Here is a 17,755-nt window from a genome sequence, read left to right as displayed (position 1 = left end):
TCCTGTAGGAGCTGCCGGAGGCTGCGATCTTTTGATCTTGACCTACAAAAAAGCCGCAACCCTAAGGTTGCGGCTTTGTTGTTTCAGGCATCTGGATCAGTGGGAGAACAGCGAATTGCCCTTCTGCCCTGCCATTTTCTCCGGCTTGATCAGGAACTTCGCCAATGCCGGCAGCAGCCACAGCGCACCGAACATGTTCCACAGCAGCATGAAGGTCAGCATCAGGCCCATGTCGGCCTGGAACTTGATCGCCGAAAAGATCCAGGTGCACACGCCGATGGCCAGGCACAGACCGGTGAACAGCACCGCCTTACCGGTGGATTTCAGGGTCTGGTAATAGGCTTCCTGCAACGGCAACCCGGCCCGCAGGAAACTTTCCAGACGGCTGTAGATGTAGATGCCGTAGTCCACGCCGATCCCCACGCCCAGCGCCACCACCGGCAGGGTCGCGACTTTGACGCCGATGCCCATGAACGCCATCAGCGCGTTGCCCAGCACCGAGGTCAGCACCAGCGGCAGGACGATGCACAGGGTCGCCGCCCACGAACGGAAGGTGATCATGCACATCACCGCCACGCAGATGTACACCAGGATCAGGATGGTCAGCTCGGCCTGTTTGATCACCTCGTTGGTGGCCGCCTCGATCCCGGCGTTACCGGCAGCGAGGATGAATTCCAGACCGTCCTTGTTGTTGGCCTTGGCGAATTCCTGCACCGCATGCACTGCACGGTCGAGGGTTTCGGCCTTGTGGTCATTGAGGAAGATCAGCACCGGCGCCAGCGAACAGCTGTTGTTGTACAGGCCGTCGGCACGGGCGATCGAGTTGTTCAGCACATCCGGGTTGCGCGACAGGGTTTCCCATTTCAGGTTGCCCTCGTTCATGCCCTTGATCATCTGCTTGGACACGGTCACCAGCGAGATCGCCGACTGCACGCCCTCGGTGTTCTGCATCTTCCACATCAGCTCATCGATCGGCGCCATCGCTTCGTAGCGCGAGCAGCCTTCGGTGGCGGTCTTGACCATCACCACCAGCACGTCGGAACTGGTGGAGTAGTTGTTGATGATGAAGTTGTTGTCCTTGTTGTAGCGCGAGTCTGGACGCAGTTCCGGCGCGCCTTGGTCGAGGTCACCGATTTTCAGGTTCTGGCTGTACCAGAGGCCGCCACCGAAGGCGATCAGCGCCAGGGCAATCGAGACCGGTGCGACTTTCGGGCTGGCGAAGTTCGACAGCAGGCGCCAGAACGGGTGTTCGCGATTCGCGTCCTTCTTGCTCCGGGCAATCGCGCGCTGGCTGATGCCGGCATAGGAGATTGCCACCGGTAGCAGAATCAGGTTGGTGAACACGATCACCGCCACGCCGATGGAGGCGCCGATCGCCAGTTCGCGGATCACCCCGATGTCGATGATCAGCAGGGTGATGAAGCCCACGGCGTCGGCAAGAATCGCGATCATCCCCGGCAGGAACAGTTGCCGGAACGTGCGCCGCGCCGCGGTCAGGGCGTTGTCCGCCTCACTCGATTGCAGGGCGATGCCGTTGATCTTCTGCACGCCGTGGGAAATTCCGATGGCGAAGATCAGGAACGGCACCAGCATCGAATACGGATCCAGCCCGAAGCCGAAGAAGTGCATCAGCCCCAGTTGCCAGACCACTGCCACCAGTGTCGTGCTCAACACCGCAATGGTGCTGCGCACGCAGTTGGTGAACCACAGCAGCAGGATCAGAGTGATGACGAAAGCGATGCCGAAGAACATCACCACCATCACCAGACCGTCGATCAGGTCACCGACCTTCTTGGCGAAGCCGACGATGTGGATCTTGACGTTGGGGTTCTGCGCTTCGAACTTGTTGCGGATCTTGTCTTCCAGTTCGTGGGAGAACTGGCGATAGTCCAGCGCCAGCAACTTGCCCTGGTCCTGCGGGTCCGGGTAGGACTCCAGCAGCGGGATGTCGACGATGCTCGACTTGAAGTCGTTGGACACCAGCCGCCCGACCTGCCCCGATTTGAGGACGTTGTTGCGCAGCATGTCGAGGCTGTCCTGCGAGCCGTTGTAGCTCTGCGGAATCACTTCACCGCCGGCAAAGCCCTCTTCGGTCACTTCGGTCCAGCGAACGCTCGGACTCCACAGCGATTTGAGGCCGGAGCGGTCGACGCCGGAGATGTAGAACACCTCGTCGTTGATCTGACGCAGAGTCTCCATGTACTCCTTGGAGAAGATGTCGCCGTCTTTGGCTTCCACCGAAATCCGCACGGTGTTGCCCAGGTTCGCCAGATCGTTGCGGTGCTCCATCATCTTCTCGATGAACGGATGCTTGAGCGGGATCATTTTTTCGAAGCTGGTGGACGGCCGGATCAGTGTGGCCTGCCAGAACAGGAAGACGCTGACCACCAGGCAGATCAGGATCACTGCCGGGCGGTTGTTGAAAATCAGACGTTCGAGGAGTGTCGCTTTTTCCTGCTGAGGAGTGATCAAGGAAGTCATAGCCCCGCCTTCTTATTATTGATCTCGGCGCCGTTTGGCTGGGTGGTGTGAACGCCACCCTGCCCGGTCAGAATCAGATTGCCGTCGCCAGCCGCCGTCACCGAGGACAGCGAGATGCGGTCCGGGCGGTTGAAGACGCTGAAGGTTTCGCCGTTGTCGCTGCTGCTGATCACCGAGCCGCCGTTGCCGACGATCACGATCGAGCCGTCCGCGAGCAGGGTCGCGCCGGACAGACCGAACTCCAGCGCACCGCGCGCCGCTTTGAGTTCGACCTGCTGCCAGGTGCTGCCGAAGTCGGTGGAGCGATAGAGGTTGCCGCGCAGGCCGTAGGCCAACAGGGTCTGCGGTTGTGCAGTGCCGATCACGCCGAACAGCGAGCCTTGATACGGGCCCTGGAGTTTTTCCCAGGTTTGGCCCCAGTCCGGGGAGCGGAACATGCTGCCCTGCTCGCCGACGATGAACAGCCCGGCGTCCTTGACCGCCGCGATGGCGTTGAGGTGGAACTGGTCCTGGTTGTCGAGGCGGTCGCTGACGTCCTGCCAGTTTTTGCCGCCATCGGTGGTTTCCAGCAAGGCCCCGTAAGCACCGACGGCGACGCCATGATTGACGTCCTGGAACCAGACGTCGAGCAGCGGCGCTTCGCGCTTGAGGTCTTCGAATTGTTTGCTCCAGGTCAGGCCGCCGTCTTCGCTGGCAAGGATCTGCGCGTCGTGGCCCACGGCCCAGCCGTGTTTGTCATCGACGAAATACACTGCCGTCAGCAGTTGCCGGGTCGGCACCTTGGCCTGGGTCCAGGCCTTGCCCTGGTCATCGGAATAGAGAATATGCCCGCGATCACCGACCGCCACCAACCGGTTACCGGCGTGAACGACATCGAGCATCAGGCTTTTTGCGGCTTTGGCCGACTCGGTGGAATACACCCCGTCGGCTGGCGCTTCGGCGGCCAGCGCGGGTGCCGACATGGCAACACAGCCCAGCAAAGTGAGTGCTGTGGCCAGCAACGCGGTGTTGCGTAACGCCGGCGGGCGGCAACGACTCATAGACCTTCCCCTATTTATTATTGTTAGGCCATTCGGCCTTAGGGCGCCGCAAGGGTGCTCGTGGTGACTGATGGGTCACAAGCATAGCCGTGAAACCCGCAGTCCAGAGCGCCTTGGGAAGCTGGCTCATCCTATCGGGCTTTGGAAACGTCTGACAATCGGCGCCACGTTATCTTTTGTTAACCAAATCGGCCTGCACAAAGCCCTGTAGGAGCTGACGAGTGAAACGAGGCTGCGATCTTTTGATCCTGATCTTTAAAACAAAAATCAAAATCAAAAGATCGCAGCGTTCCGCAGCTCCTACAGAAATATCGCGTGGCATCGAATAACGGGGGGGGGCGGGTGAATGCAGCGCCATTCGCCGGATGTATGCGGCAAATCTTGTGCGGGGGACTTGCACGATCGGTATTATGGTATACCATCAGACGCACAGACACTCTCAATCCCCCCACGGAGCAGCTCATGAGTTTCGAAATTCGCAAGATCGTCAGCTATGTCGAAGAAACCTTCATCGAAGGCGGCAAGGCCACTGACAAGCCGGTGACCATGGTCGGCCTGGCGGTGGTGATGAAGAACCCTTGGGTGGGCAACGGCTTCGTCGAGGATCTGAAACCGCAGATCCGCGCCAACTGTTCCGACCTCGGCGCAATGATGGTCGAACGTCTGGTGGGCATCATCGGCGGCGCCGAGAAGATCGAGGCCTACGGCAAGGCAGCAGTGGTCGGTGCCGACGGCGAGATCGAACACGCCTCGGCGGTGATCCACACCCTGCGCTTCGGCAACCACTATCGCGAAGCGGTCAAGGCCAAGAGCTACCTGAGCTTCACCAACAAACGCGGTGGCCCGGGCACGTCGATTCAGATCCCGATGATGCACAAGGACGACGAAGGCCTGCGTTCGCACTACATCACCCTGGAAATGCAGATCGAAGACGCCCCGCGGGCCGACGAAATCGTTGTGGTGCTCGGTTGCGCCGACGGTGGTCGCCTGCACCCGCGCATCGGCAACCGCTACATCGATCTGGAAGAACTGGCCGCCGAAAAAGCCCAGTAATCACAATAAAAAGGCATTGCAGGAGCGCTCCATGATTCGGCTCACCGCTGAACTCACCCCGGCTGGCACCAGTTACCTGGCGACCGGCCAAGGCCAGCCCGTGGTCTTGATCCACGGCGTGGGCCTGAACAAAGAAATGTGGGGTGGCCAGATCGTTGGCCTCGCCAGCCAGTATCGGGTGATCGCCTACGACATGCTCGGCCACGGCGCCAGCCCGCGACCGGCCAGCGGTACCGCGCTGCTCGGTTACGCCGATCAGTTGCTGGAGCTGCTCGACCACCTGAACCTGCCCCAGGCAGCGGTGATCGGTTTTTCCATGGGCGGGCTGGTGGCGCGGGCGTTTGCCCTGCACTACCCCGAGCGCCTGCAAAGCCTGGTAGTCCTCAACAGCGTGTTCAACCGCAGCGAAGAACAGCGCGCCGGCGTCATTGCCCGCACCGCACAAGCTGCCGAACACGGCCCGGATGCCAACGCCGAAGCGGCGCTGTCGCGCTGGTTCAGCCGTGAATATCAGGCAGCCAACCCGGCGCAGATCGCTGCCATTCGCCAGACCCTGGCCGGTAACGATCCGCAGGGTTACCTGACCACCTACGAACTGTTCGCCACTCAGGACATGTACCGCGCCGATGATCTGGGCAGTATCCAGGCACCGACGCTGATCGCCACCGGCGAACTCGACCCCGGTTCAACCCCGGAAATGGCCGAGCAACTGGCCCGGCGCATCCCCGGTGCGAAGGTTGCGGTGCTGCCCGAGCAACGGCATATGATGCCGGTAGAGTCGCCGCGCCTGGTCAACCAGACGCTGCTGGAATTTCTCGAATTCGCACACTCCCGACAAAATCAAATAAAGGGGATCGTTGCATGACACTCGCACGCTTCCAGATGTGCATCGGCGGAGAATGGGTCGATGCCCTCTGCGGCAAGACCTTCGAAAGCCTCAACCCGGCCACAGCCCTGGCTTGGGCCGAACTGCCGGACGCCGATGAAGCGGACGTCGAACGCGCCGTACAAGCGGCGCAGACCGCCTTCGACAGCCCGGCCTGGCGCGGTCTGACCGCCACCGCGCGCGGCAAACTGTTGCGTCGCCTCGGTGATTTGATTGCGGAAAACAAGGAACAACTGGCGCAGCTGGAAAGCCGTGACAACGGCAAGCTGATCCGCGAAACCCGTGGGCAGGTCAGTTATCTGCCAGAGTTCTTCCACTACACCGCAGGCCTGGCCGACAAGCTTGAAGGCGGCACCCTGCCGCTGGACAAGCCCGACCTGTTCGCCTACACCGTGCACGAAGCCATGGGCGTGGTCGCCGCGATCATTCCGTGGAACAGCCCGCTGTACCTGACCGCGATCAAACTGGCCCCGGCCCTCGCCGCCGGCAACACCATCGTGATCAAGCCGTCCGAGCACGCCTCGGCGACCATTCTTGAACTCGCGCGTCTGGCCCTCGAAGCCGGGATTCCGCCGGGCGTGGTCAACGTCGTCACCGGTTACGGCCCGAGCACCGGCGCGGCCCTCACCCGTCATCCGCTGATCCGCAAAATCGCCTTCACCGGCGGCGCGGCCACGGCCCGGCATGTAGTGCGCAGCAGCGCCGAAAACTTCGCCAAGCTGTCGCTGGAACTGGGCGGCAAGTCGCCGAACATCATCTTCGCCGACGCCGATCTGGACAGCGCGATCAACGGCGCGATTGCCGGGATCTATGCCGCATCGGGTCAGAGCTGCGTGTCCGGCTCGCGGCTGTTGGTGCAGGATGAAATCTACGACGAATTCGTCAACCGACTGGTCGAGCGCGCCCGGCGCATTCGCATCGGCAACCCGCAGGAAGACCACAGTGAAATGGGCCCGATGGCCACCGCGCAGCAACTGGCGGTGGTCGAAGGTCTGGTCGCTGATGCCATCGCTGAAGGCGCGCGTTTGCGCACTGGCGGCAAACGTCCGACAGATCTCGGCGACGGCTGGTTCTACGAGCCGACGCTGTTCGAGTGCGACCGCAATTCGATGAAGATCATGCAGGAAGAAGTCTTCGGCCCGGTGGCTTCGGTGATTCGTTTCAAAGATGAAGCCGAAGCGCTGGCGATCGCCAACGACTCGCAGTTCGGCCTCGCCGCCGGCATCTGGACCCGCGACCTGGGTCGCGCCCATCGTCTGGCGCGCGATGTGCGCTCGGGAATCATCTGGGTCAACACCTACCGCGCGGTGTCAGCGATGGCGCCGATCGGTGGCTTCAAGAACAGTGGCTATGGACGCGAAAGCGGCATCGATTCGGTGCTGGCCTACACCGAACTGAAAACGGTGTGGATCAACCTCTCCCAGGCACCGATGCCTGATCCGTTTGTGATGCGCTAGGAGTCCTGCGACATGATCGAACCCGGCATTTACAAAGACGTCATGAGCTCGTTTCCGTCCGGGGTCACGGTGGTGACCACCCTTGACCCTGCGGGCGGTATCGTCGGCATCACCGCCAGCGCCTTCAGCGCGCTGTCGATTGATCCGGCACTGGTGCTGTTCTGCCCCAACTACGCCTCCGACACCTACCCGGTGCTGCGCGACAGCAAGAAGTTCGCGATCCATTTGCTGTCCGCCGACCAGACCGCCGAGGCCTATGCCTTCGCCGGTAAAGGCAAGGACAAGGCCAAAGACATCGAGTGGCATCTGAGCGAACTCGGTAACCCGATCCTGGCCAAGGCCACGGCGATCATCGAGTGCGAGTTGTGGCGTGAATACGACGGTGGTGACCACGCAATCATCGTCGGCGCGGTGAAGAACCTGATCCTGCCCGAGCAACCGGTGACGCCGATGATCTACCACAAGGGCAAGCTCGGCCCGTTGCCAACCCTGGCCTGACGGATTCACACAAATCCCTGTAGGAGCTGCCGAAGGCTGCGATCTTTTGATCTTGCTCGTGAAAATCAAAGTCAAAAGATCGCAGCCTTCGGCAGCTCCTACGCAAGGGATATGTGTTGTGAGGAGGATTTATGAGTAACGAGAAGTACGAAAAAGGCCTGAAGATCCGCACTCAGGTGCTGGGCGAAGCCTACGTGCAGCGCTCCATCGACAATGCCGACGACTTCACCCGTCCCCTGCAGGAAATGGTCACCGAATACTGCTGGGGCCATGTCTGGGGGCGCGAGGGTTTGTCGCTCAAGGAGCGCAGCATGATCAACCTGGCGATGATCTCGGCGCTCAACCGTCCGCATGAACTCAAGCTGCATGTGCGCGGCGCCTTGCGTAACGGCCTGAGTCGTGAGCAAATACGCGAAATTCTGCTTCAGGTCGGTATTTATTGCGGCGTCCCGGCAGCCGTGGACAGTTTCCGGCTCGCCCGTGAAGCCTTCGCCGAAGCCGACGCCGAGGCCTCAGTCAACCCCTCGGCTGTTTAGATGCCCGTCTGGCATGGACAGCCAACATCAAGAGCGGACCCCATGAAACGCCAGCCACTCGACGACAGCTTCAAGGTCAATCGCAACCCCGTCACCCTGCGCGAAATCGTGCTGGATAAACTGCGTAGCGCGATCATGAATTTCCAGCTCATGCCAGGGGATCGTCTGGTGGAGCGCGATCTGTGCGATCGCCTCGGTGTCAGCCGCACGTCGGTGCGCGAAGCCTTGCGTCACCTCGAATCCGAAGGCCTGGTGGAGTTCGCCGACGCCAAGGGTCCGCGCGTGGCGATCATCACCCTCGCCGATGCGGTCGACATCTATGAGCTGCGCTGTGTACTCGAAGGCCTGATCGTGCAGCTGTTCACCCTGCGCGCCAAGGCCAAGGACATCAAGGCCCTGGAAAAGGCCCTCGACGAGAACCGCAAGGCGCTCAAGGACGGCGAGCTGCAACAGGTGATCGACTCGGTGCAGGGTTTCTACGACGTGCTGCTCGAAGGCTCGGGCAACCATGTCGCGGCCACTCAGCTGCGCCAGTTGCAAGCGCGCATCAGCTACCTGCGGGCGACTTCGGTGTCCCAGGAAAACCGGCGCGGCGCGAGTAACCAGGAAATGGAAAAAATGGTCGAGGCGATCAAGAGCGGCGATCCGCTGGCGGCGCATCAGGCCTGTGTCGATCACGTTCGCGCCGCAGCGGCCGTGGCCCTCGACTACCTCAAGCGCAAACAGGAAGAGACCGGCGCCACGCCGAACATCACCCTGCCCATCGCGCTGAAAGAACCGCGCATAGGTCACTGACATGTTCAGCCCGAGCTTTTGCCCGAAATGCGGTGGCCCTGACCTCGGTCAGCAGGTGCCGCCGGGCGATACGCACGAGCGCCTGATGTGCCGCGGCTGCGGCTACATCCACTACGTCAATCCGAAGATCATCGCCGGCTGCATCATCGAGCAGGACGGCAAATACCTCTTGTGCCAACGGGCGATCCCACCGCGCCCGGGCACCTGGACCCTGCCGGCCGGCTTCATGGAAAGCGGCGAAACCACCGAGCAGGCGGCGCTGCGTGAAGTCTGGGAAGAAAGCGGCGTGCGTGCGGAAATCCTCTCGCCGTACTCGATTTTCAGCGTGCCGAAGATCAGCGAGGTGTACATCATCTTCCGCGCCATCGCGCTGGAGATCACCGGCCAGTTCGGCCCCGAGACCCTGGACTACAAGTTCTTCGCCCCCGAAGACATCCCGTGGGAGCAGATCTACTACCCGGCGATCCGGCAGATCCTCGAGCGTTATATCGAGGAGCGTCAGGCCGGGGTGTATGGGATCTACATGGGCAATGATGACAGCGGGAAGATCCACTTTATCCGCTGACGTCAAGCGCTACCCGACCCCTGTAGGAGCTGCCGAAGGCTGCGATCTTTTGATCCTGTTTTTAAAAGCAAGATCAAAAGATCGCAGCCTTCGGCAGCTCCTACAGGGGTTCTGCATGTCAGAGCGGAGCAATGCCTTCGACGATGATGATCTCCGCCCTCGCCCATTCCTCGCGATAACGTTTCGCTTCCTGATACGCCGCCGAGTGGTAGCACGCCAGTGCCTGCTCGTAGCTTTCGAATTCGATCACCACACTACGCTGAGGGGTAGCCCTGCCTTCCAGCGCTTCGCTGCGCCCGCCTCTGGCCAGAAACTTCGCGCCGTACTCGGTGAACGCCTTCGGCGCGCGCTGGGTGTATTGGCTGTAGTGCTCGGCATCCGCCACATTCACATGGGCAATCCAGTACGCCTTCATAGTGACCTCTTTGTTAATTTTGTATTATGGTATACCAATATTATTTCCAACAAACCCTGAGAGTCCAGCATGGCCTTCAACAGCATCGAAGAAATCATCGAAGATTATCGCCTCGGCAAAATGGTCCTGCTGGTCGATGACGAAGATCGGGAAAACGAAGGCGACCTGCTGCTGGCCGCCGACAGCTGCACACCCGAGGCGATCAGCTTCATGGCCCGCGAAGCACGCGGGTTGATCTGCCTGACGCTGACCGACGAACACTGCCAGCGTCTGGGCCTGGAGCAAATGGTGCCGAGCAATGGCAGCGTGTTCAGCACCGCGTTCACCGTGTCGATTGAAGCGGCGGTCGGCGTGACCACCGGCATTTCGGCAGCTGACCGCGCGCGTACGGTCGCTGCCGCGGTGGCCAAGGACGCCCGCGCCGAAGACCTCGTGCAACCCGGGCACATCTTCCCGCTGCGCGCCAAGGAAGGCGGCGTGCTGACCCGCGCCGGCCACACCGAAGCCGGTTGCGATCTGGCGCGCCTCGCCGGCTTCACCCCCGCCTCGGTGATCGTCGAGGTGATGAACGACGACGGCACCATGGCTCGCCGCCCGGACCTGGAAGTGTTCGCGCGCAAGCACGGGATCAAGATCGGCACCATCGCCGACCTGATCCACTATCGCCTGAGCACCGAGCACACCATCGAACGCATCGGCGAACGTGAGCTGCCGACGGTGCACGGCACGTTCCGCTTGATCACCTTTGAAGACCGCATCGAGGGCGGCGTGCACATGGCGATGGTCATGGGCGATCTGCGCCGCGAAGAGCCGACGCTGGTGCGCGTGCATGTGATTGACCCGCTGCGTGATCTGGTCGGTGCCGAGTACAGCGGCCCGAGCAACTGGACGCTGTGGGCGGCGCTGCAACGGGTCGCGGCTGAAGGCCATGGGGTTGTGGTGGTGTTGGCCAATCACGAGTCGTCGCAAGCGTTGCTGGAGCGTGTGCCGCAATTGACCCAGCCGCCACGGCAGTTCAGCCGCTCGCAATCGCGGATTTATTCGGAGGTGGGCACCGGGGCGCAGATTCTGCAGAACCTGGGGGTGGGCAAGCTGCGCCACCTGGGGCCGCCGCTGAAGTATGCGGGGTTGACCGGGTATGACCTGGAAGTGGTTGAGAGCATTCCGTTCAGCGAATAACCCACACCAAACACAAATCCAAATGTAGGAGTGAGCCTGCTCGCGATAGCGGTGTGACATTCAGCAATGATGTTGACTGATACACCGCTATCGCGAGCAGGCTCACTCCTACAGGTTTTTGCATTTCAAATAGATTCCTCTGAGCTCACAAAAACCAGCTTCGCCAGATAACCGGTAAGGCAAAGTGCTTGCACAAAGTTTGGAATACCATAATATGATATTCCATAGACCGGGCGACCTGAAAAACCGTCCAGCTACTGCTCCCGACAGGCGGGCAACAACGCAAGCCCGCTCAAAAACACAACAATGAGGGCGTAAAAATGGTGTTGAACAAAGCTGCAACCGCAATCCTTTTTGCGGGACTGCTGAGCGTGACCGGCCAGGCTGCAATGGCCGCCGAAAGCGTGAACTTCGTCAGCTGGGGCGGTAGCACCCAGGATGCGCAGAAACAGGCCTGGGCCGATCCGTTCAGCAAGGCCAGCGGCATCACCGTGGTGCAGGACGGTCCGACCGACTACGGCAAACTCAAGGCCATGGTCGAGAGCGGCAACGTGCAGTGGGACGTGGTCGATGTCGAAGCCGATTTCGCCTTGCGTGCCGCTGCTGAAGGTCTGCTCGAACCCCTCGATTTCAAAGTCATCCAGCGCGACAAGATCGACCCGCGTTTCGTCAGCGATTACGGCGTTGGCTCGTTCTTCTTCTCCTTCGTTCTCGGCTACAACGAGGGCAAACTCGGCGCCAACAAGCCGCAGGACTGGAGCGCCCTGTTCGACACCAAGACCTACCCCGGCAAACGCGCCCTGTACAAATGGCCTAGCCCCGGCGTGCTCGAACTGGCGCTGCTGGCCGATGGCGTACCTGCCGACAAGCTCTACCCGCTGGACCTGGATCGCGCCTTCAAAAAACTCGACACCATCAAGAAAGACATCGTCTGGTGGGGCGGCGGCGCGCAGTCGCAGCAACTGCTGGCGTCCGGTGAAGCGAGCATGGGTCAGTTCTGGAACGGTCGCATTCACGCCCTGCAGGAAGACGGCGCACCGGTGGGTGTGAGCTGGAAGCAGAACCTGGTCATGGCCGACATTCTGGTGATTCCAAAAGGCTCGAAAAACAAGGACGCGGCGATGAAGTTCCTGGCCAACGCCAGCAGTGCCAAAGGCCAGGCCGACTTCTCCAACCTGACCGCCTACGCCCCGGTCAACGTCGACAGCGTGGCGCGCCTGGACTCGGTGCTGGCCCCGAACCTGCCGACTGCCTACGCTAAGGATCAGATCACTCTTGATTTCGCGTACTGGGCCAAGAACGGTCAAGCCATCGCGACACGGTGGAACGAATGGCTGGTCAAATGAAAATGGCGGCCACTGCGTCCCGTCCCTCCACTGCCACCGGGAGCGCCGCGAGCGCTGCCGGTCCGGCCCTCGGCAAGGCCAGTGCAATGGCGCAAGCCCCGTCCTTCAAGCAACGCTGGCGTGGCGCCGGCAACCTCCTGCCGGCGCTGCTGTTCCTCGGCCTGTTCTTTCTCGCGCCGTTGATTGGCCTGCTGTTGCGCGGTGTGCTGGAACCAACCCCGGGCCTTGGCAACTATGAACAACTGTTCGCCAACTCGGCCTACGCGCGGGTGCTGCTCAACACCTTCTCGGTGGCCGGGCTGGTGACGCTGTTCAGCCTGCTGCTGGGCTTTCCTTTGGCCTGGGCGATCACGTTGGTGCCACGCGGCTGGGGGCGCTGGATCCTCAACATCGTGCTGTTGTCGATGTGGACCAGCCTGCTCGCCCGCACCTATTCGTGGCTGGTGCTGCTGCAAGCCTCGGGGGTGATCAACAAGGCGCTCATGGCCATGGGCATCATCGATCAGCCGCTGGAAATGGTGCACAACCTGACCGGCGTGGTGATCGGCATGAGCTACATCATGATCCCGTTCATCGTCCTGCCGTTGCAGGCGACCATGCAGGCCATCGACCCGATGATCCTGCAGGCCGGCTCGATCTGCGGTGCCAGCCCGTGGACCAACTTCTTCCGGGTGTTCCTGCCGCTGTGCCGGCCGGGTCTGGCGTCCGGCGGGTTGATGGTGTTCGTGATGTCGCTCGGTTACTACGTCACCCCGGCGCTGCTCGGCGGGGCGCAGAACATGATGCTGCCGGAGTTCATCATTCAGCAGGTGCAATCGTTCCTCAACTGGGGCCTGGCCAGTGCCGGCGCCGCATTGCTGATCGCGATCACCCTGGTGCTGTTCTACTTCTACCTGAAGCTTCAGCCGGAATCCCCGGTTGGCGCCAGCAACGCGAGGTAAGCCGAGATGCTCCTGACTCCCAATGCCATGAGCCGCCGGATGCGTTTCGGCCTCTATGCCACCACCGGGCTGATCGGTCTGTTCCTGCTGTTGCCGATCGTGTTCATCGTTCTGCTGTCGTTCGGTTCGTCGCAATGGCTGGTATTCCCGCCGCCGGGCTGGACGTTGAAATGGTACGGTCAGTTCTTCTCCAACGCCGACTGGATGAACGCCGCCGCGGCCAGCCTCAAGGTCGCCGTGCTGACCACTATCTGCGCCGTGGCCCTCGGTTTGCCGACCGCGTTTGCGCTGGTACGTGGGCGTTTCCCTGGTCGGGAAATGCTCTACGGCCTGTTCACCCTGCCGATGATCGTGCCGCTGGTGATCATCGCCGTGGCGGTGTACGCGCTGTTTCTCAAGCTCGGTTACACCGGGACCATGTTCGCCTTCGTGGTCAGCCATGTGATCGTCGCGCTGCCGTTCACCATCATCTCGATCATCAACTCGCTGAAGCTGTTCGATCAGTCGATTGAAGACGCGGCGGTGATCTGCGGCGCCTCACGCCTGCAAGCGGTGTTCAAGGTGACCTTCCCGGCGATCCGTCCGGGCATGGTCGCCGGCGCCCTCTTCGCCTTCCTCGTTTCATGGGACGAAGTGGTGCTCAGCGTGATGATGGCAAGTCCCACCCTGCAAACCCTTCCCGTGAAAATGTGGACCACCCTGCGCCAGGACCTGACACCGGTGATCGCCGTCGCTTCGACGCTGCTGATCGGCCTGTCGGTATTGGTCATGGTGATCGCCGCCGCGCTGCGCCGGCGCAACGAAATCAGCGCCTGAGCGCCCAGGAGTACGACATGAGTGCCGTGATCAAAGACGCCTCCCAGCAGACCGACAAACCCCTGGTCAGCCTGCGCAACCTGAACAAGCACTACGGCGACTTTGCCGCCGTCGACAACATCTCGCTGGATATCAAGGACGGCGAGTTCCTGACCTTTCTCGGCTCCAGCGGTTCGGGCAAAAGCACCACGCTGTCGATGCTTGCCGGGTTCGAAACGCCGAGCAGCGGCGAGATCCTCGTCAACGGCCAGTCGCTGGTCAACGTGCCACCGCACAAGCGCGACATCGGCATGGTGTTCCAGCGTTACTCGCTGTTCCCGCACCTGTCGGTGCGCGACAACATCGCCTTCCCGCTGGCGATCCGCAAACTCGCTGCCGCCGAACGTGACAAGCGTGTCGATGCGATGTTGAAACTGGTGCAGCTTGAGCAATTCGCTCATCGCCGCCCTTCGCAACTGTCCGGCGGTCAGCAGCAACGGGTCGCCATCGCCCGGGCGCTGGTCTATGAACCGCGCATTCTGTTGATGGACGAACCGCTCGGTGCACTGGACAAGAAACTGCGTGAGGATCTGCAGGATGAACTGCGCCAGCTGCATCGGCGTCTGGGCATCACCATCGTCTACGTGACCCACGATCAGGAAGAAGCCATGCGCCTGTCACAGCGCATCGCGATTTTCAGTCACGGCAAGATTGTCGGCCTGGGCAGCGGGTATGACCTGTACCAAAACCCGCCGAATGCGTTTGTCGCCTCGTTCCTCGGCAACTCGAACTTCCTCAAGCTCAAGGCGCAGGGGAATGCGGCGGCGAGTTTCGAGGGGCAGTCGCTGTCGATACGCCTGACCGCCGGATTGCACACCGATCAGGATGTGCTGCTGATGGTGCGCCCGGAGAAAGCCCTGGCGCTGAGCGTGCAGCAGGCCAGCGATGAGCCGTTGGCAGCGGGTTGGAATGAGGTGTCGGCGAAGGTCGTCGAGGTGTTGTTTCTGGGCGAGAGCCAGACCTGCAGCGTGGTCACGTCGGGCGGGACTTCGATGACGGTGAAGGCGTTGTCGGCGGCGGGCATGCCGCTCAAGGCTGGGGATTCGGTGCGGGTGCGCTGGGCCACGGCGGATGCCTGCGTGTACACCGAGTGGACCGAAAGCGACCTCAACAAAGCGGCCGGCGCCCACTGATATTTCCCTGACACCAGATCCCCCTGTAGGAGTGAGCCTGCTCGCGATAGCGGACTGACATTCAACATAGTTGTTGTCTGGCACACCGTTATCGCGAGCAGGCTCACTCCTACAAGGAAACTGTCTATCACCCTCGGGTCACACAGCGTCGGGCTGCGGTGGCCCTTTTTTCAGACGATGGGCGCGAAACCTTCAACTTCGTCCGGCCACGCCGTGAGGATTTCGAAACCCGTCTCGGTCACCGCCACCATGTGCTCCCACTGCGCCGACAACGAGCCATCCTTGGTCAGCACGGTCCAGCCGTCCGGCATATTCTTCACATGGCGCTTGCCGGCATTGAGCATCGGTTCGACGGTGAAGATCATCCCCGCCTTGAGCTTCATGCCCTGATTCGGAAAACCGTAATGCAGGATCTGCGGTTCATCGTGATAGACCTTGCCAATGCCGTGGCCGCAATACTCGCGCACCACGCTGAAACCTTCCTTCTCCGCCAGGCTCTGGATCGCATGGCCGATATCGCCCAGCGTCGCGCCCGGGCGCACCAGACGGATGCCGGCGCACATGGCGTCGTAGGTGGTCTTGATCAGGTGCTGCGCCTCAGGGGTCGCCTCGCCGACCACGTACATGCGACTGGTGTCGCCGAACCAGCCGTCCTTGATCACCGCGATGTCGAGGTTGACGATATCGCCGTCCTTCAACGGTGTGCCCGAAGGAATGCCGTGGCACACCACGTCGTTGACCGAGGCGCAGACGGTTTTCGGGAAGCCGTGATAACCGACGTTGGCTGGAATCGCCTTCTGCACGTTGACGATGTAGTCGTTGCACAGGCGATCCAACTCATCGGTGGTCACGCCGGCCTTCACATGCGGCACCAGCATCGCCAGGACTTCAGCGGCGAGTTTGCCGGCAGCACGCGACTGAGCGATTTCGGCGGGGGTGTTGATCTTGATCTGGTTTCTCATGCGCTGACGGCTTCCTGAGTCAGTTGATGCAGATCCAGCCCGCCGTTCTGTTCGGCGCGGATCAGCAAGCGGCAAATGGCGCTGTGGTCGAGGTTGGGGTGCAGTTCGGCGAGCATGCCGATGCGCATCCAGTGCTCGGCCTGCGCGTTGATCGAGCGGCTGAGCGCGTTGCTGGAGATGCGCAGGTTTTCGTGCATGTCTTCTGAAATCTTTACGATGCCCATATCCGAATCCGATACGAAGTGTATATGGATCGTATATTAGCCAACTCTCATGGAAAATTGCAAACCAACCCTGTAGGAGCTGCCGCAGGCTCGGGGCGCGATCGGACGATCTTTTGATCTTGCTTTTGTTTATAAAAACCAAAGTCAAAAGATCGCAGCCTGCGGCAGCTCCTACAGGGTTTTGTGTTGGTTTTGAGGGGGCACGTGCAGAATTTCAGGCAAAAAAAAGCTGCCAAAAGAGGCAGCAAAAACTTTAAGAACACGCGATGTATTGGGTTGAGCATAGACGCCGGAACATGACAGCGTCATGACAGCCGCACATTCATTGAACCGCCCCTGCCCCGTCATCAGGCTGTCATCAAGTCAGCGGCAGAATCCTCGCAAACCGTCTTGAGCCTTCGACGGACGTTTTGCAAGGATTCCCATGAAAGAAGACGCCTCGCTGTTTGCCGCCATCGACCTGGGTTCGAATGCGTTTCGCATGATGATCGGCCAGTCGGTACGCAGCCGAAAAGGCTTCATGATTCAGGAGGTCAAAACCTTGCGTGAGCCGGTGCGGCTGGCCGAGGGATTCGACGGCGGCGCGCTGGATGCAATGGCTCTGGATCGTGGCTGGCAGGCGCTGGCGCGCTTCGGCAAGAAACTGCGCGGGTTCGAGGCCGGCAAGGTTCGCGCGGTGGCGACCAGCGCCGTGCGCGAGGCCGACAATGCGCAGTTGTTTCTGGACAGCGCCGAACGCCATCTGGGCTTTCGCATCGACGTCATCTCCGGCCATGAAGAGGCGCGCCTGGTGTACGCCGGCGTCGCCCATTCGCTGCCAAGCGCGCAAGACCTGCGACTGGTGGTCGACATCGGCGGCGGCTCCACCGAACTGATTCTCGGCCAGGGCGCGCAACCGCTGCTCACCGAAAGCATCGCCATCGGCAGCGGCACCCTTGGCGCACGCTATTTCCCCGACGGGCGTATCGCTCCCGGTGCGCTGCAAGAAGCCGAGCGCGTCGCCATCCTGCAATTCGAAAAAGTCGCCCGCCGCTACCGCGCGCAGGGCTGGCAACAGACCATTGGTTCATCGGGCACTGCGCGCATGCTGGCGAAAGTGCTCAAGGCCAATCGCTTGAATGACTTGGGCCAGGACGGCATTACCTATGGCGGACTGTTGCGCCTGTCGCTCCTGCTGCTGAAAGTGAAGAACGTTCAGCAATTGAAACTGGCCGGCTTGCAGCCGCATCGCCAGAGCATCCTCCCGGGTGGGCTGGTGCTGATGCTGGCGGCGTTCAAGGTGTTCGGCATTTCACAGATGGCCCCGTCGGAACCGGGTTTGCGCCTCGGTGTGCTGCACGGTTTGATGAGTCGTCACTGACACTAACAAAACCCATTGTGGGAGCGAGC

Annotated in this window: 18 protein-coding genes; 13 read left to right on the top strand and 5 right to left on the bottom strand. The window is 61.2% G+C overall.

What is annotated here, in order from left to right:
* Nucleotides 1–96 precede the first annotated feature (96 nt).
* Both KKQ10_RS00900 and KKQ10_RS00895 read right to left on the bottom strand, forming a co-directional pair.
* Nucleotides 97–2,481: an efflux RND transporter permease subunit gene (locus KKQ10_RS00900; protein WP_127652278.1), complete on the bottom strand. Its 2,385-nt coding sequence runs from the start codon at nucleotides 2,479–2,481 to the stop codon at nucleotides 97–99.
* Nucleotides 2,478–3,521, bottom strand: a complete 1,044-nt coding sequence (locus tag KKQ10_RS00895) for a WD40/YVTN/BNR-like repeat-containing protein (RefSeq protein ID WP_215499740.1) — start codon at nucleotides 3,519–3,521, stop codon at nucleotides 2,478–2,480. The genes KKQ10_RS00900 and KKQ10_RS00895 overlap by 4 nt, the downstream gene beginning before the upstream one ends.
* A gap of 462 nt (nucleotides 3,522–3,983) precedes the next feature.
* Between KKQ10_RS00895 and KKQ10_RS00890 the strand changes: the two genes are divergently transcribed.
* The 7 genes from KKQ10_RS00890 (at nucleotide 3,984) to KKQ10_RS00860 (ending at nucleotide 9,311) form a co-directional block, all read left to right on the top strand.
* Nucleotides 3,984–4,574 (top strand): amino acid synthesis family protein, encoded by a 591-nt coding sequence (locus KKQ10_RS00890; protein WP_007968626.1) that lies wholly within the window; start codon nucleotides 3,984–3,986, stop codon nucleotides 4,572–4,574.
* Between the two features lie 31 nt (nucleotides 4,575–4,605).
* Nucleotides 4,606–5,439, top strand: coding sequence for an alpha/beta fold hydrolase (locus tag KKQ10_RS00885; RefSeq protein ID WP_127652280.1), 834 nt, complete (start codon nucleotides 4,606–4,608; stop codon nucleotides 5,437–5,439).
* Nucleotides 5,436–6,917 carry an aldehyde dehydrogenase gene (locus KKQ10_RS00880; RefSeq protein WP_215499738.1) on the top strand — a complete coding sequence of 494 codons (1,482 nt, stop codon included), beginning with the start codon at nucleotides 5,436–5,438 and terminating at the stop codon, nucleotides 6,915–6,917. Before KKQ10_RS00885 ends, KKQ10_RS00880 begins: the two co-directional genes overlap by 4 nt.
* Before the next feature lie 12 nt (nucleotides 6,918–6,929).
* Entirely contained in the window at nucleotides 6,930–7,415 is a 486-nt protein-coding gene (locus KKQ10_RS00875; RefSeq protein WP_127652282.1) for a flavin reductase family protein, read from the top strand.
* A gap of 131 nt (nucleotides 7,416–7,546) precedes the next feature.
* Nucleotides 7,547–7,951, top strand: coding sequence for a carboxymuconolactone decarboxylase family protein (locus tag KKQ10_RS00870; RefSeq protein ID WP_016984498.1), 405 nt, complete (start codon nucleotides 7,547–7,549; stop codon nucleotides 7,949–7,951).
* A 42-nt stretch (nucleotides 7,952–7,993) separates the two neighbouring features.
* Nucleotides 7,994–8,746, top strand: coding sequence for a GntR family transcriptional regulator (locus tag KKQ10_RS00865; RefSeq protein WP_127652283.1), 753 nt, complete (start codon nucleotides 7,994–7,996; stop codon nucleotides 8,744–8,746).
* 1 nt (nucleotide 8,747) lies between these two features.
* Nucleotides 8,748–9,311: an NUDIX hydrolase gene (locus KKQ10_RS00860; RefSeq protein ID WP_127652284.1), complete on the top strand. Its 564-nt coding sequence runs from the start codon at nucleotides 8,748–8,750 to the stop codon at nucleotides 9,309–9,311.
* 118 nt (nucleotides 9,312–9,429) lie between these two features.
* On the opposite strand, the gene KKQ10_RS00855 is transcribed toward KKQ10_RS00860, so the two are convergent.
* Nucleotides 9,430–9,726 carry a DUF1330 domain-containing protein gene (locus KKQ10_RS00855; RefSeq protein WP_215499736.1) on the bottom strand — a complete coding sequence of 99 codons (297 nt, stop codon included), beginning with the start codon at nucleotides 9,724–9,726 and terminating at the stop codon, nucleotides 9,430–9,432.
* Nucleotides 9,727–9,795: 69 nt separating this feature from the next.
* Here KKQ10_RS00855 and ribBA point away from each other — a divergent pair, with 69 nt between their 5' ends.
* From ribBA to KKQ10_RS00830, 5 genes are all read left to right on the top strand, one after another.
* A complete protein-coding gene (ribBA, locus tag KKQ10_RS00850; RefSeq protein ID WP_215499735.1) occupies nucleotides 9,796–10,905 on the top strand; it encodes a bifunctional 3,4-dihydroxy-2-butanone-4-phosphate synthase/GTP cyclohydrolase II in 1,110 nt (369 codons plus the stop codon).
* Between the two features lie 320 nt (nucleotides 10,906–11,225).
* Nucleotides 11,226–12,251 (top strand): ABC transporter substrate-binding protein, encoded by a 1,026-nt coding sequence (locus tag KKQ10_RS00845; protein ID WP_127652449.1) that lies wholly within the window; start codon nucleotides 11,226–11,228, stop codon nucleotides 12,249–12,251.
* Nucleotides 12,248–13,192, top strand: coding sequence for an ABC transporter permease (locus tag KKQ10_RS00840; RefSeq protein ID WP_215500370.1), 945 nt, complete (start codon nucleotides 12,248–12,250; stop codon nucleotides 13,190–13,192). The genes KKQ10_RS00845 and KKQ10_RS00840 overlap by 4 nt, the downstream gene beginning before the upstream one ends.
* A 6-nt stretch (nucleotides 13,193–13,198) precedes the next feature.
* On the top strand, nucleotides 13,199–14,008 hold the full coding sequence (locus tag KKQ10_RS00835; RefSeq protein WP_025111627.1) for an ABC transporter permease: 810 nt from the start codon (nucleotides 13,199–13,201) through the stop codon (nucleotides 14,006–14,008).
* 17 nt (nucleotides 14,009–14,025) lie between these two features.
* Nucleotides 14,026–15,180: an ABC transporter ATP-binding protein gene (locus KKQ10_RS00830; protein ID WP_215499733.1), complete on the top strand. Its 1,155-nt coding sequence runs from the start codon at nucleotides 14,026–14,028 to the stop codon at nucleotides 15,178–15,180.
* A 170-nt stretch (nucleotides 15,181–15,350) separates the two neighbouring features.
* Here KKQ10_RS00830 and map read toward each other — a convergent pair whose 3' ends face one another.
* Complete coding sequence (gene map, locus KKQ10_RS00825) at nucleotides 15,351–16,142, bottom strand: type I methionyl aminopeptidase (RefSeq protein ID WP_215499731.1); 792 nt, start codon at nucleotides 16,140–16,142, stop codon at nucleotides 15,351–15,353.
* The gene (locus KKQ10_RS00820; protein ID WP_003225727.1) at nucleotides 16,139–16,366 is read right to left on the bottom strand and encodes a ParD-like family protein; all 228 of its coding nucleotides are present in this window, start codon (nucleotides 16,364–16,366) and stop codon (nucleotides 16,139–16,141) included. The genes map and KKQ10_RS00820 overlap by 4 nt, the downstream gene beginning before the upstream one ends.
* Before the next feature lie 424 nt (nucleotides 16,367–16,790).
* Here KKQ10_RS00820 and KKQ10_RS00815 point away from each other — a divergent pair, with 424 nt between their 5' ends.
* On the top strand, nucleotides 16,791–17,726 hold the full coding sequence (locus tag KKQ10_RS00815; protein ID WP_127652454.1) for a Ppx/GppA family phosphatase: 936 nt from the start codon (nucleotides 16,791–16,793) through the stop codon (nucleotides 17,724–17,726).
* Nucleotides 17,727–17,755: the final 29 nt, after the last annotated feature.

Origin of the sequence: Pseudomonas sp. MG-9 (assembly GCF_018729515.1) — a bacterium.
GTDB classification, from domain to species: domain Bacteria; phylum Pseudomonadota; class Gammaproteobacteria; order Pseudomonadales; family Pseudomonadaceae; genus Aquipseudomonas; species Aquipseudomonas serboccidentalis.
The sequence above is the reverse complement of the archived record's forward strand: the minus strand, read 5'-3'. Positions and strand labels throughout refer to the sequence as shown.